11 protein-coding genes are annotated in these 15119 nt (G+C 65.7%); 3 read left to right on the plus strand and 8 right to left on the minus strand.

What is annotated here, in order from left to right; translation table 11 throughout:
• Positions 1–61: 61 nt before the first annotated feature.
• Positions 62–1324: a NupC/NupG family nucleoside CNT transporter gene (locus AC1DT7_RS00605; RefSeq protein WP_478033514.1), complete on the plus strand. Its 1263-nt coding sequence runs from the start codon at positions 62–64 to the stop codon at positions 1322–1324.
• Here AC1DT7_RS00605 and AC1DT7_RS00610 read toward each other — a convergent pair.
• Positions 1317–1916: a DedA family protein gene (locus tag AC1DT7_RS00610; RefSeq protein ID WP_478033516.1), complete on the minus strand. Its 600-nt coding sequence runs from the start codon at positions 1914–1916 to the stop codon at positions 1317–1319. The genes AC1DT7_RS00605 and AC1DT7_RS00610 overlap by 8 nt on opposite strands.
• A 45-nt stretch (positions 1917–1961) precedes the next feature.
• Positions 1962–2402, minus strand: coding sequence for a winged helix-turn-helix transcriptional regulator (locus AC1DT7_RS00615; RefSeq protein ID WP_478033517.1), 441 nt, complete (start codon positions 2400–2402; stop codon positions 1962–1964).
• 85 nt (positions 2403–2487) lie between these two features.
• Between AC1DT7_RS00615 and AC1DT7_RS00620 the strand changes: the two genes are divergently transcribed.
• Complete coding sequence (locus AC1DT7_RS00620; RefSeq protein ID WP_478033518.1) at positions 2488–3294, plus strand: SDR family NAD(P)-dependent oxidoreductase; 807 nt, start codon at positions 2488–2490, stop codon at positions 3292–3294.
• A 58-nt stretch (positions 3295–3352) separates the two neighbouring features.
• Here the strand turns inward: AC1DT7_RS00620 and AC1DT7_RS00625 are convergent, their stop codons facing one another.
• The 6 genes from AC1DT7_RS00625 to AC1DT7_RS00650 form a co-directional block, all read right to left on the minus strand.
• Positions 3353–4948, minus strand: a complete 1596-nt coding sequence (locus AC1DT7_RS00625) for a rhamnogalacturonidase (protein ID WP_478033520.1) — start codon at positions 4946–4948, stop codon at positions 3353–3355.
• 59 nt (positions 4949–5007) lie between these two features.
• Entirely contained in the window at positions 5008–8109 is a 3102-nt protein-coding gene (locus AC1DT7_RS00630; protein WP_478033521.1) for a TonB-dependent receptor domain-containing protein, read from the minus strand.
• A 327-nt stretch (positions 8110–8436) separates the two neighbouring features.
• Complete coding sequence (locus AC1DT7_RS00635) at positions 8437–10650, minus strand: hypothetical protein (RefSeq protein ID WP_478033522.1); 2214 nt, start codon at positions 10648–10650, stop codon at positions 8437–8439.
• A complete protein-coding gene (locus tag AC1DT7_RS00640; RefSeq protein ID WP_478033524.1) occupies positions 10647–12131 on the minus strand; it encodes a UxaA family hydrolase in 1485 nt (494 codons plus the stop codon). Before AC1DT7_RS00640 ends, AC1DT7_RS00635 begins: the two co-directional genes overlap by 4 nt.
• 10 nt (positions 12132–12141) lie before the next feature.
• Positions 12142–12903: an SDR family NAD(P)-dependent oxidoreductase gene (locus AC1DT7_RS00645; protein WP_478033525.1), complete on the minus strand. Its 762-nt coding sequence runs from the start codon at positions 12901–12903 to the stop codon at positions 12142–12144.
• A 9-nt stretch (positions 12904–12912) separates the two neighbouring features.
• A complete protein-coding gene (locus tag AC1DT7_RS00650) occupies positions 12913–13758 on the minus strand; it encodes an IclR family transcriptional regulator (protein WP_478033526.1) in 846 nt (281 codons plus the stop codon).
• A gap of 171 nt (positions 13759–13929) precedes the next feature.
• Between AC1DT7_RS00650 and rhmD the strand changes: the two genes are divergently transcribed.
• Positions 13930–15114, plus strand: coding sequence for an L-rhamnonate dehydratase (gene rhmD / locus AC1DT7_RS00655; RefSeq protein WP_478033527.1), 1185 nt, complete (start codon positions 13930–13932; stop codon positions 15112–15114).
• Positions 15115–15119 lie beyond the last annotated feature (5 nt).

Below are 15119 nucleotides of genomic sequence, written 5' to 3' on the forward strand. Positions count from 1 at the left end.
TATGGTGGTTTCCCGTGCGGTCCGTAGGCCGCGTCGATATTTCGCAGGCGGGGCGCCCTTAATGAATCACTTCCTCATCGGCCTTGCAGGCATTGCGGTCATTCTCGGTATCGCCTTCGTGCTGTCGAGCAACCGCCGCGGAATCCGTCTTCGTGTCGTGGGGGCGGCGTTCCTTCTCCAGGCCGGCATCGCCATCCTGGTGCTCAAAGTGCCGGCGGGTGTGCATGCCCTGCAATTCATGTCCGGCGGCGTCGCCAACCTGCTCGGCTATGCCAAGGCGGGTGTCACCTTCCTGTTCGGCACGCTCGCCACGCCGGCGATCGGCGGCAACAGCTTCGCGATCGCCGCACTGCCGGTCATCATCTTCTTCGCCAGCCTCGTTTCGATCCTCTATTATCTCGGCGTCATGCAGTTCGTGGTGCGCTGGATCGGCGGCGCGATCGAATGGGTGATCGGCGTGTCCAAGGTCGAATCGCTCTGCGCCGCGGCGAACATCTTCGTCGGCCAGAGCGAATCCCCGCTGGTCATCCGCCCGTATCTCGCCAGCCTGACCCCGGCCCAGCTGTTCACCGTGATGACCAGCGGCATGGCCGGCGTCGCCGGCACTATCCTGGCCGCCTATGCCTCGATGGGCATCCGCATCGAATATCTGCTTGCGGCGAGCTTCATGGCGGCGCCGGGCGGCATCCTGATGGCCAAGATCATGATGCCCGACGTGAAGGAGGCGCCGTTCGACCAGCTTCCGCTCGGCGACGATCCCGAGGCCGAGGTGATCCATATCGCCGAAGCGAGCCATGACGAGGAGAAGCCGGCCAACATCATCATGGCGGCGGCGCAGGGTGCGCAGACCGGCGTGAAGCTGGCGGTCGCGGTCGGCGCGATGGTGCTTGCGTTCGTCGCGCTGGTCGCGCTGGCCAACGGCATCCTTGGCGGGATCGGCAGCTGGTTCGGTTATCCGACGCTCAGTTTCCAGGGGCTGCTCGGCTATGTCTTCGCGCCGGTCATGTACCTGCTCAACGTGCCATGGGACGAGGCGCAGATCGCCGGCGGCCTGTTCGGGCAGAAGATCGTGCTCAACGAATTCGTCGCCTATATCTCGCTCGGCGCGCAGCAGGGCGCGCTGAGCCCGCGGACCATCGCGGTCATCACCTTCGCGCTGTGCGGCTTCGCCAATTTCTCGTCGATCGCGATCCAGATGGCGGTAACGGGCAGTCTTGCCCCCAACCAGCGGCCGATGATCGCGAAGCTTGGCATCCGCGCGCTGATCGCAGGCAGCCTCGCCAACCTGATGAGCGCCGCGCTGGCGGGAATGCTGATCAGCTAGTCCGCCGCGCCGCCCGTTCGCACCGGTCGGCATAACGATGGTGCGACCAGCGCACGATCTGGCCCAAGGCGATCAGCAGCAGTACGCCGACGATCAGGATCGGGATGAGCTTGTCGGCGGACAGCACACCGCCGAACAGCCGCTCGATGCCGCCGCCAAAACCATAACCGATGCCGGTGAACAAAGCGGCCCAGATGGCGGCGGCCAGCGCATTGAGCAGAAAGAAGGTGCGCGTGTGGATATGCGAGGTGCCGATTGCCATGGGGCTGACGGTGCGCAGGCCGTAGAGGAAGCGGAACCCCATCACGAACAGCACCGGATGCCGTTCCAGCGTGACCAGCGCCTTGGCGAAGGCTGGCCGGGCCGACATGCGCCGGACGCGGGGGTGATCGCGGAAATAGCGGCCCGCAGCGAAGAACAGCTGATCGGCGACGAACGAGCCCGACGCAGCGGCGAGCCAGACTCCCCATAGGGGCAGGAGATGCCGGTGTGCCAGCACGCCGCCGGCGACGACCGAGGTCTCGCCCTCGATGCCGGCACCGAGGAAGATTGCGGCCAGGCCGTAGCGGGCAATGAGCGCTTCGATCGCCATCACCCGAGTGATGGCCGATCGGGCCGGGCCTGACCAGCCTTGCCGTCAGGCGCCGGGCTGGACCACGCGCAGGTCGAGATCCGACAATGGCCTGCCGGTGGCGCGGTCGACCACGACGGCGTCGACCGACGCGCCGCTGCCGACCTCGATCAGGCGAGAGACGGGGGCGTCGCCGAAATGCCGGGCGCCCCAGGCACCGAAGGCGAACAGCACTGGCAGGAAATCGCGCCCTGCCGCCGTCAGCAGATATTCGTCGCGCGGTGGATGCTCGCTGTAGCGGTGCCGTTCGAGCAGACCCGACTCAGTCAATGCAGCGAGCCTGCGCGTCAGGATGTTCGGCGCGATGCCCAGATTTTTCTGAAACTGGTCGAACCGTGTCGCCCCGCCGCCCGCGTCACGCAGGATCAGCATGCTCCACGAATCGCCGACATGCGTAAGGCCACGGCCGATCGGACAGGGTCCGTTGGAATATTTTTCGTTGTCCATTGCACAATGATAGTGACATTCCTATCATTATGCAAGTCACCCGGCATCGCATCTTGCAGGCGCCGGCTGAGCAAGGAGACACACCATGACGAATTCGACTCTGGGCACTGCCCTCATCACCGGCGCATCGACCGGCCTCGGCGCAGTCTATGCCGACCGCCTCGCCCGCCGTGGCTATGACCTGATCCTCGTGGCGCGCGACGCAGGCCGCATGGAAGTGCTCTCCGCGAAACTGCAGGGCGAGACCGGCCGCAGGATCGACGTGCTTCCCGCCGACCTCACCAACCGTGCCGACCTCGCCAAGGTCGAGGCGCGCCTTGCCTCCGACACGTCGATCACCCTGCTGGTCAACAACGCCGGCATGTCGCTCACCGGTGGTCTGCTCGACAGCGATGTCGGCGAGATCGAGCGGCTGATCGCCCTCAACATCACCGCCCCGACCTTGCTCGCCGGTGCAGCCGGCAAGGCGTTCGCTGCCCGCAAGGCAGGCGCAATCGTCACCATCGCATCGGTCCTGGCGCTCGCGCCCGAGATGTTCGACGGCGTCTATAGCGGCTCCAAGGCCTTTGTGCTGAACCTCAGCAAGTCGCTGGCCGGCCAGCTCGAACCGCAGGGCGTGCGGATCCAGGCAGTGCTGCCCGGCGCGACTCGCACCGAGATCTGGGAGCGGTCGGGCAAGGATGTCGACAGCTTCCCGCCTGAATGGGTGATGGAAGCCGGCGACCTGGTCGATGCATCGCTGCTCGGTTTCGACCGCGGCGAGACGATCACCATCCCGCCGCTCGCCGACGAAGGCCAGTGGATTGCCTATGAAGCGGCGCGCCGGGCGATGGACGGCAAGCTTTCCAACCGCGACGTAGCCCCGCGCTACCGTGAGGCGGTTGCCGCCTGAACCACTGGGTGAACGGGTGCGGCGCCATCAAGGGGTATGGCGCCGCACCCGCAAGCTCTCAGAACCGATCGGACACCAGGCCGTCGACCACCCGGTCCTTCAGCCAGCGACTGCCGAAGCTGCGGAAATTGGTGACCCGGTCGAGCACGAAGCTCTCTGCCTTGGGCACCCGCAGCCGAAAGAAATCTGCTTCTTCGACATCGTTGAGATAGAAGGCGGCGCGCGGATCGGGTTTCTCGACCGCGATCTCGATGTTGCTCATCTCGATATTACGCACGTCGCGGATGAAGAAGCCGGTCGCGGGCACGTCGCCGAACATGTTCGGCTCGGGATAGGCGAGCTCGTTGAGCGGCGGGCGGAGGCCGGCCATCTTTTCCGGCGCGCCGCCGATCTGGTGGAGGAAGACATCGCTGATCTTCACATCCTCGATCGGATGGCCGGGGATGCCGGCGAGGATCGAGGGCAGCCAGCCCGCGCCCGAGCTGACCATGTTGGTGATCGTCACCCGCTTGAGCGTGCCGATCGGCGTGCCCTTGGGCCCGCGCATGCGGCGGCCGAGCCGCATGAAGATCGGCGAGCTGAAGCTGCCGCGCATCGTCACGTTGGTGACCGTCACATCCTCGAAATTGGCGCCGTCGACCGTCTCCAGCGCAAGGCCCTGGCTGTCGTCGAACACGCAATTGGTGATGGTGATCTTCTTGAAGCCGCCATTCGATTCGGTGCCGAACTTGATCCGGCCATGAACCGTGGTGGCGAAGGAGGCCGGCATCTTCTTCCAGCTGCCATCTAGCACCGATCCGATCACATAATTGCCGGTGACCAGGCAATTGGCGATCATCAGATCCTCGGTATCGCGGCGATAGCCGAGCGCGAAGCTACTCTTCGGGCAGATCGCATCGTCCCAGGGCGAGTTGATCGTGCAGTTGGTGACGCGCACGCCCCGGCAGCAATCGATGTCGAAGCCGTCGCGGTTGGTGTCGACCAGCAGATTGTCGATCGTCATGTTGTCGACGCCGGTCGCGAGCAGCGCGAACCAGCCGCCTTCGAGCACCTGGAAATCGCGCAGCAGCACGTTGCGGCACAATTTCAGCGCGATCGCCTTGTTGCCCGTGCCGGGGCCATTCGGGTCGCTGAGATAATTGTCCTTGCCGTCGCCGCGGCCGAGGCCCTTGCCCCAGATCAGCCCGGATCCGGTGATGGCGATGTCGTGAAGACCCTCGCCCCAGATCAGGCTGTTGCGCCAATGGCCATGGCCGAAATCCTGATAGGCGCCGTGATCGCCGATCGGCTCGGCATGGTCGTAGCCGCCACTGCCGCTGGTCGGCGCGGGGGCGGCGAGAATGGTCGCGCCGTGATCGAGGTGGAGCCTGATGCTGCTCTTCAGGCGGATGGTGTAGCAGGCATAGGTGCCGGCCGGGAAAAACACCGTGCCGCCGCCGCGTGCCGCGGCAAAATCGATCGCCTTGTTGACCGCGATCGAATCGATCGTCGAGCCGTCGCCCTTTGCGCCGAACTGGCGGACATCGACCCAGCCGCCTGCGCCGGGGATGGGCGGCGCGCCCTCACGGTCGGCGGCGAGCGCGGGGCTGGCGCCCGCCGCCGCGGTCAGGGCGACCGAGCCGCCCAAGAGTATCGAACGGCGATCGAGCGTCATCGGGAGCCCCCTGAAATCGTAACGAGGGGCAGCCGCCGGAACGGCCGCCCCTTTGTGACTTAGAACTTCACGGTGGCGCCGATGAACAGCTCGGTGCCGATCACGTCATAGGTCGCGGCGAAGGTATTCGCGCCGGGGCCCTGGGTCGAGACCGGGGGCTGCTTGCCGAACACGTTGTTCGCGCCGCCGTAGAAGCTCACCTTCTTCATCACGTCCAGGTTGAACGAGAGGTCGAAATAATTCTGCGCGCCGAGCTTCGGATAGGCGAAGCTGTTGAGCGCAGGCGCGTTGGCGGCACCGGACCGCAGCGGCACGAGATAGCGGTCGGTGGTCACCGAGCCGATATAACGATGCCGCACGCTGAGGCTGAGCTTGTCCAGGTTCCAGGTCACGCGCGACGTACCGCGCCAGGTCGGGAGCGGCTGGCCGCAGACCGTGCCGAACGAACCATCGCAATGGTTCTTGATGTTCGGGAAGGCGGCGACCGGGGTCGAGGTGAAATCGTTCAGCCAGGTATAGTTGGTGCTGAAGTCGAACGAGCTCGTCTCGGCCAGGCCCGGGAAGCCGAAGCCGGCATTAAGATGATAGCGCGCGGCGAAATCGATACCCGAGGTCTGCAACGAGCCGGTGTTCGCATTGCGAATCTGGGCAACGTACGGATCCTGGATCGCGCCCGAATTCGGATTGCGCTTGATCGCCTGGCAATAGGCGCTGCTCGCGTCCTGCAGGATATTGTAGCAGAGGTTCAACGTGTTCGCGAGACCGCCGCCAAGCTGCGAGATCGCGCCGTCCAGCTTGATGTTGAAATAGTCGACGCTGATGTAGAGCCCCTTCACGACGCTGGGCGTGAGCACCACGCCGGCGGTGAAGGTATCCGACTTTTCCGCACCCAGATTCGGGTTGCCGCCGGAATCGACCGGGATGATCGGCTCAGGCTGAACCGCCGCGGTGAACACGGCACCAGCCGGTACGCCATTGGCGATGCAGACCGCACGGACCGCGTCCGTCTGCTGCGCGGCCGGTGCCCGGTTGGAGCACGGATCGGTCGCGGTCTGGACGGTGCGGCTGTTGCCGCCGAACAGCTCGTTGACGTTCGGCGCACGGATCGCGCGCTGATACTGGCCGCGGAAGGCGATGTCCTTGTTCACGCGCCAGTCGAGCCCGCCAAGATAGGTCCACACGCCGCCGATGCCGTTCAGGCTGTAATCGGAATAGCGGAACGCGGCATTGGCGGTCAGATTATCGATGAACGGCGTGTTGTGGATCAGCGGCACGCGGACTTCGCCGAAGACCTCCTTGGCAGAGACCTTGCCGCTGGTCGGCAGGCCGGCGTTGAAGCCGACCACGTCGCCCGAGGACAGGAAGGTATCCGGGCTGAACGTCGCGCTCGATTCACGCCATTCGACACCGGTCGAGAAGCCGATCGGGCCGGCCGGCAGCGAGAACAGGTTGCCGGTGATGTTGGCCGACGCGACCTGAAGCTGAGCATTGGTCGAGTTGGTCGCGCCGATCGAGATCGCCTGCGCGCAGGCGGCGGTGATGTTCTGGCCGAAGATGTTGCAGACGGGTGCCGCACCGCCGACCGAGAGCAGGGACGCCTGCAGGCGGCTGCGCGAGATGGCGTTGCTGAGCTTCGTCGTCTCCTCGGTGCGAGCGTAGGAGTAATAGACGTCATAGGACAGGTCGGTCAGGAAGCTGTCCGACAGGCTGCCCAGATTGCCACGCAAACCCCAGGCGCCACGGAAAGTGTTGCGGCGGGAGTCGGAGCGGCGCTGGCCGAGCTCGAGATAACGCCGGCCCGCGGTAATCACGGCCAGGCCGTCGCCGGGCGTGGTGGTCCGCGTCGCCGAGCCGCTGGTCACCGTCGTAGTGCCGACCTCGGCGAGGTCGAGCTGGCGGAACACCTCCTGCAACTGCGGCGTGAGATAAGGATTGTTGACGTTGAACAGCGTCGGCACGCCGACATTGCTCGGCGCGAGCTGGGCGCTCACCAGGTTGTTGGAGTAATGAAGCTCCATATAGCCGGTGATGTTGTCGTTGAAGTCGTAATGGCCGAAGCTGTTGATCATCCAGCGCTCCTGCGGGACGATCAGGTAATTGTCGGGACCGAGGTTGAAATCGTCCTGCGGGGTGAGCGCGGGACGAGCGGCGGTGCCGCCTTGGTTGAAGGTGAAGCCACGTGAGCCAAGCGCGCCGAGACCGGCCGCGGTATAGGCCGAATTCAGCGCCGCGTTGGTGCCGCCGAATGCCGGGATGCCGGAGAAGCGGCCATTGGGGATGTCGCCGCTGCCACCGGCGATGAAGCCGAGCTGGCCGCCGGCCGAGGTGCAGGTCTGGCCGGCCGGAACGGCGAGCGGGGTGCCGGCGCGATTGGCGTTGCCGCTGCCCGCGACGACGCAGCCGTCCGACAGCGAATCATAGGCGAAATCGCCACGCTCGCCGCGGGTGATCGCCTGGCGGCGCAGATAATTGCCCGAGACGACGAGGTTGCCGCGGCCATCGGCGAAATTGCCGCCGAGCGTGACGTCGAAATTATAGGTCGGCGTGCCGGTGGGCGCCGCATAATTGAGCTGGGCCTTTGCCTCCAGCCCTTCGAAATCGTCGCGCATGACGAAGTTGACCACACCGGTGATCGCGTCCGAGCCGTACACGGCGGAAGAGCCCCCGGTCACCACTTCGGTCCGCGCGATCAGCGAGGTCGGGATGGTGTTGAGATCGGTGATCTGGTCCGGGCCATAGATCGCGAAGCGGCGGCCATTGACCAGCACCAGGTTGCGCGTCGGGCCGAAGCCGCGAAGGTTGACGTTGGCGACGCCGCCGGGCGCCGTATTGTCGGTCGCGCCGCCATTTTGCGAGCCGACGAACTGCGGCGAATCGCTCAGCAGCTTCTCGATATTGACCGTGCCGGCGAGCTTCACGTCCTCGGCATTGATGACGCTGACCGGGGTCGAGGCGTCGAACTCCGCGCGCTTGATGCGCGATCCGGTGACGACGATTTCCGGCGCATCCGCAGTGTCATCGGCCTGGGCCGGCGCTGCCTGGTCGGCGATCGGCGCCGCGGTCTGGGCCGACGCGACCGAGGCGAGGCTCAGGCCGGCGGCGACGAGCGCCGATCCGCACAGGAAGCGCGCGCGGCTACTGATGATCTGGGCGTCTTTCATAGGTTCATCCCCTCTTGCGGCCTCCCCCACGGGAGGCGCTCCGTTGTTGCGGGCCGCCTGCGCGGTCCTGTCGCTCGCCGATTACCGGTCTTGTTCGTCCGTTCGATCCGCGACGACGTGCTGCTGTGTTTCGACCTCCGAGGCCTGCCCTGGAGGTAGCGCTACCATTTATGAGCGTCGTAATTTCTCATATTGTGGGATTGCATATTACAGAATGAGAAGTGGAGCGTCAATCATGATTCGCTATCCTGTGGGACGCGCGTTCAGAAGATGGGATTGCGTGTCCCGCAGGACACAGCCCAATGCCATGAGCAGGGCGACGGGCGTTCAGGGAAGCGGGCGGATTCCTTCGGCCCTTACAGTCCAGCCCTTTTTGGGGAATCCGGGGGCCGTGCCGCTCGAACCGTCCCAACCGGCGGCCATTATCGCAGTGGCCAGCAACAGGCCGCCATTGGACGGGAAATAGGTCTCGGCCACGCGGGTATAGCCTGGCCCGTCGAGGCCACTTTCCACCGCCGGATCGAAGCCGGCACGCGGCGTCATACCACTCACGCCCCAGCGATTGTTGGCGGTATCACGGAACAGCCAGTCGATGGCCTTCTCGGGCTCGCCGAGCCGAGCCGCGGTCATCGCGATCATCGGATAGTCCCAGCCCCAGGTCTGGCGAAGGTCCCAGTCGGCCTCGACCGCGCGGAGCGTGCGGCGCATCGTCTCGCGGTCGACACGGTCGCCGCCGATCACGCCATAGGCCATCAGGAAGGACGGGTGGTCGCGGTTGAGGCACGCATGCGCCACTGCATTGCGCCGGCATTCGGGCGACGACACGGTCTTCCAGAAATCGGGTTCGGTCTCGACCGGCAGATAGAGGCCGTCACGCTGCGGCACCGGGCCGAGCAGGTCGATCACCCTGTCCCAGCTCGCCTCGCGCTTCAGCCCGCGCCGCTCGCGCCAGGCCTGTGCCGTCTTCAGCCCCCAGCGAAAATATTCGACCTCATAGGCCGGGTTCACCGTCGTCATCGGATCGTGATTTTCCTGCACGGGGACGATCGGCGGGCCGAGCACATAGCGCTTGCCCGCCTCGTCCCAGCGCGGCCAGGTGGCGAGCAGACGTGCCGTCTGATCGACCACCTCGCCGTAGCGCGCCAGGGTCGTCGCGTCGGGATGCGCGCGATACAGCAACTCGGCCATGTAGATCGGGTGCGGCTGCTGCCACATGATGAAGGGGTTGATCGGGCTTGGGCTGTTGCGTCCTTCCGGCCCCGACATCTTGCTCCACCAGGCGCCCTGAACGCCGTGACGTGCCGCCTCGGCCTTCGCCCGGGGCAGGCGGTCGACATACCAGGCCATGGATTTTTCGAGCAGCGCCGGGCGGCCCCAGAGCGCGAAATGCCCGGCATGCCAGGGATGCATTTCGAGGTGGAACTTGCCGTTCCAGCTGTTGGAGAACAGCCCTTCCTCCTGCGGCGGCACGTCGCCCGCCTGGTTGATCGCCGCCAGATATTGCGACAGCACGATGCGCCGTTCGAGTTCCGGGGCGCGCGGATCGGTGCTGCCGGTGAAGTCGATCATGCCGCCCTTCGACCAGTAATCGCGCCAGTGCGTCGAGACGGCGGCGGTCGCGGCGGCATAGTCGGTACGTGGCGCAGGCTTGCGGGTGCGGTCGAAGCTGACGAACACCACCAGCCGGTCGCCCTTCCGTGCGGCGACATGGGCGGTGTGCGGGCTTGCCCGGGTGACGGTCGCACGGGTGGCGGCAATCGCCGAATAATAGACCGTGTCGTCGATCCGGTTGCTCAGCAGCAGCGAGCCGGGGCTGCGCGCGAGCACAATGGTCTGCCGGATTGCGGCATCGCCATAGTCGGACGGGTCGGGATTGAGATTCTTCGAGATGCCCGGATAGGCGACGTCCACGCCGATCCGGCCGCTCGCGACCAGCGGCGAGCGAATCTCGACCATCAGCATGTCGCGGTCGGGATGGACCCGGGTCGTCACCGTCACCGGCTGACCGTCGAAACGGAAGCTGCTGGCGAGCGTGCCGGTCCAGAGATCGAGATGCTGTTTCGTCGCCGACAGTGCCTCGAACCGGGCAGGCTTGCCGTCCCTGCCCTTCAGCGCCAGCGCGACCCGGCCGAGCGAGAAGCGGTGCGGATTCTCGCGTAGCCACACCAGCGACGGGTTGGTCTTCAGCGAGTCGAAATCGCGCATGTAGGAATAGGGCTGCGTGCCGCCGCCGGGCACGGGCACCTGCACCAGCCCGTTCGCTTCGGTATAGCCATGCGGGTTGGGGAAGCTGTGCCAGGCCCATTGCGCCATGGTAAGCAACGGCGCGATCTTTGAATATTGCTCCGGAAAGGTCTGCAGCCCGGTGATGTCGGCGGTAAAGCCGATACTGCCATTGCCGAGCATCAGCGGGGCATGGGGATCGACCTTGGTCAGCGTCACGTCGTGGCGCCTGACCAGGGCAAGCCGGTCGATCGGCTGCGCGGCGGCGGCAGTCCCGGCGGCCAGCAACAGGGCGACCGCGACGCGCAGCAATCTCACAAGGTAACGCCCCGCTTCCAGATCGCGATCTCGCGCTCGCCGTTACGCTCCGACGCGGTCTGCTTGCCCGAGGCGATGGCGCGGATCGTGTCGAGCAGCGCATCGGCTGCGTCGTCCATGCCCTTTTCGAGCACCTGGCCAGCGTCGAAATCGATCCAGTTCGGCTTGCGCTCGGCCAGCGGGGTGTTCGATGCGATCTTGATCGTCGGGGCAGGGAAGCCGAGCGGCGTGCCGCGGCCGGTGGTGAACAGGATGATCGTCGCCCCCGCCGCGGTCAGCGCGGTGGAGGAGACAGCATCGTTGCCGGGCGCTTCGAGCAGGGTCAGGCCGGTACGGCGCACCTGCTCGCCATAATGGCGCACGTCGGTGACGGTCGCATGCCCCGCCTTCTGCACCGCGCCGAGCGACTTCTCTTCGAGCGTAGTGATGCCACCGGCGATGTTGCCGGGCGACGGGTTCTCCGAGACCGGCTCACCATGTTCGGTGAAATAGCGTTTGAAGTCGTTGACCAGCCCGCCGATGCCGTCGAACACCTGCTCATCGGCCGCGCGGTCCATCAGCAGCTGCTCGGCGCCGAAGATCTCGGGGATTTCGGTCAGGATCGCGGTGCCGCCGGCGCGCGTCACCGCATCGCTCATGCGGCCGACCAACGGGTTGGCGGTCAGGCCGGAAAAGCCGTCCGATCCGCCGCACTTCACGCCAAGCACCAGATCCGAGAGCGGCACCTGGGTCCGCTCGACCTGCGCCGCCTGCTCGACAAGCTCGTCGACCAGCGCGACGCCCTCCTCGATCTCGTCGCCGGCGAACTGGGCGGCCACGTTGCGGATCTTGCCGTGCAGCGAAGGGTCGATCTCGGCGAGCAACTGACTCAGCTGATTGGATTCGCAGCCGAGCCCGACCAGCAGCACGCCGCCGGCATTGGGGTGCGCGGCAAGCGCTGCCAGGATCGAGCGCGTGCCATCGAGATCGCCGCCGAGCTGCGAGCAGCCGAACGGATGCGCCAGCGCCAGCACGCCATCGACGCGATCGGCATGGCGGCGGCCGGCAATCTCGGCGATCTTCTGCGCGGTGCGCCCGACACAGCCGACCGTGGGAATGATCCAGATCTCGTTGCGGGTACCGACCCGGCCATCGGCGCGGCGATAGCCGGCAAAGCCGGTGGCCGGCACGATCGTCTCCGCCTCATGGACATGCGGACGCCAGACATAGTCGCCGCTCGTCGCCAGCGCGGTCGAGACATTATGGGTGTGGACATGCTCGCCCGGCGCGATCTCCGCCGTGGCGACGCCGATCGGGAAACCGAATTTCAGCACCGGATCGCCAGTGTGGATTTCCCGCACCGCCACCTTGTGGCCACGCCCGATCGCCTGGTTCAAGGTAAGGTCGCGATCGCCGATGGTCGCGACGGTGCCGGCGCGCAGATCGTGGAGCGCCGTCGCGACACTGTCTTCGGGATCGATGCGGAACAGCGACAACGTCATGGGTAAGGCCTTATTGCAGGTTCACGAACGCGCCGCCGTCGACCAGCAGCGCCGCCCCGGTCACATAGGTCGCGAGATCGGAAGCGAGGAAGATGATCGGCCCGGCTAGATCGTCGGGCTGGCCGAGCCGGCCCAGCGGGATACGCCCTTCCATATAGGCGCGCTTGGCGGGATCGGCGAGATCGTCCTTGTTGATGTCGGTGAGGATCGTGCCGGGCAGCACCGAATTGCATCGGATGCCGTGACGGCCGAGCGCGATGGCGGCCGACTGCATCAGCGAATGAACCCCCGCCTTGGTCGGCGTGTAATGGGTCTGATACTCGCCCCCGACCAGCGCCGAGATCGACGAGACGGCGACGATCGCCCCGCCATGGCCCTGCGCGACCATCTGGTTCGCCGCGGCCTGGACCATGAAATAGGCGCCGTGGAGATTGACCTTCATGGTCCGCTCGAAGGTCTCGACCGGCATGTCGAGAAAGGCGTGGAACGGGCAGATGCCGGCATTGTTGACGAAGATGTCGACCTTGCCGAGCGCGGCCACCGCGCCATCGACAAAGGCCTTCGCCGTCCCGGGATCGGCGACGTCGCCGTGAAGCGCGAAGGCGCGACGGCCGAGCGCCTCGATCTCGGCGACGCAGCTCGCGGCACCTTCATCGTCGTGCAGATAGTTAATCGCCACGTCGGCGCCGTGTCGCGCTGCGCCGATCGCCGCAGCGCGGCCGATGCCGGCCGATGCCCCGGTGACGAGCATTGTCTTGCCTTTAAGTAGCACGAAACCTCCTTATCGACGCGACCGCGGCGGGGTGCGGCGAACGGCGCCTTCGGACCAGCCGAGATCCCTGCTCACCGCCATCGCCGTCGCCCGGACATCGTCCGACAGTGCCTGCATCCGGTCGTCAGCCATATATTGCGCGGCACTCGACACGCTGATCGCCGCGACGATCTGCCCGCTGACGCCGCGGATCGGTGCGGACACGCAGCGGATCAGATCCTCATTCTCTTCGAGATCGAAGGCGCGGCCGACCGCGACATAATCGCGCATGCGCTGCTCCCAGACCGCATAGTCGGCGGCGGGCGAGCCGGCGGCCTGATCCTCGTCGAACAGCTTGCGCCAGTGGCGTACGTCGTCGTCCAGCAGCAGCGCCTTGCCCAGGCCGGTCGAGGTCAAAGGCTGACGATCGCCGACGCGGCTGCTGATCTCGACCCGGCGGCGGCCGGGGATCTTGTCCAGATACAGCGCGCGTTCGCTATCGAGCACGCCGAGATGGACGGTATCCTCGGTCGCGGCGGCGAGATCCTCGAGATGCGGCCGGGCGACCTGCACCAGATCGGTCTGCTGCTGCGCATGGAAGCCGAGTTCGAGCAGCTTGGGGCCGAAATGATAGCCCAGCCGTGGCACGAAGGTGAGGTAGCGCCGATCGATCAGCGCCGTCGCCAGCCGGTGCGTGGTCGAACGGGTCAGGCCGAGCTTCGCCGCGAGATCGGCGAGCGTGATCGGCCCGTCGATCACCGCATCGATCACGTCCAGGCCACGGAGCAGCGTCTGGCTACCCGGCTGGGATTTTGCGTCGCCGGCCGGGTCCGATGCCTTTTCGGCCAAATCAGCATTTGACGGAGCGTTTCTCATCTAATAATATTCTTTCCCATATTCTGGAACTTATCAAGCGGTAAAACGCGAAAAGAGGGATGCGGAACGCGTGCAATCTGATCCGCCAAAGGCGGCACGGTTGCGTACCAAATGCTGGTATGCCGTGCCTATAGCTATGTCTGTCCGTCCCGGTGTGCCGGCGGTGCGCGCATGACCCTGCCCCGCATCAGGCATGTCCGCGCCTTCGTGCTGCGCGGCGGCGGCGCCGATTATCACGACCAGAGCGACGGCCATTGGATCGACGATCACATCGCGACCCCGATGAGCCGCTACCCCGAATATCGCCAGTCGCGGCGCAGCTTCGGCATCAACGTGCTCGGCACTTTGGTGGTCGAGATCGAGGCTGACGACGGCACGATCGGCTTTGCCGTGACCACCGGCGGCGAGCCGGCGGCCTTCATCGTCGAGAAGCATCTCGCGCGCTTCCTCGAGGGTCGCAACCCGACCGACTATGAGAAGATCTGGGACCAGATGTACTTCTCGACCCAATATTATGGCCGCAAGGGGCTGGTGGTGAACGCCATCTCCGGCGTCGATCTCGCCTTGTGGGATCTGCTCGGCAAGTTGCGGCAGGAGCCGGTCTATCACCTGCTCGGCGGCGCGGTGCGCGACGAGCTGCAATTCTACGCAACCGGCGCCCGGCCCGACCTGGCGAAGGAGATGGGGTTCATCGGCGGCAAGCTGCCATTGCACCACGGCCCGGCCGAGGGTGACGAGGGGCTGGACAAGAACATCGCTGCGCTTGCCGACATGCGTGCGAAATGCGGGCCGGATTTCTGGCTGATGCTCGATTGCTGGATGGCGCTCGACGTCAATTACGCGACCCGCCTCGCCATCCGTGCCCATGAGCATGGCCTGAAATGGATCGAGGAGGCGATCAGCCCCGATGATTATTGGGGCTATGCAGAGCTGAAGCGCAACGTGCCGAAGGGCATGCTGGTCACCACCGGCGAGCATGAAGCGACCCGCTGGGGTTTCCGCATGCTGCTGGAGATGGATTGCTGCGACATCATCCAGCCCGATGTCGGCTGGTGCGGCGGCGTGACCGAGTTGCTCAAGATCTCCGCGCTGGCCGATGCGGCAGGCAAGATGGTCGTGCCGCACGGATCGTCGGTCTATTCCTACCACTTCGTCATCACCCGGCATAACAGCCCGTTCGCCGAATTCCTGATGATGCACCCCGGCCCGACCGAGGTGGTGCCGATGTTCGCGCCGCAGCTGCTAGGCGAACCGATCCCCGAAAAAGGGCGGATGCGTGCGTCCGCGCTCGACAAGCCAGGCTTTGGTGTCGAGCTCAATCGCGATATCCCGCTCCACCGCCCTTATACTCACTGAGGAAT

This window comes from Sphingomonas sp. P3_C6 (genome assembly GCF_056402595.1).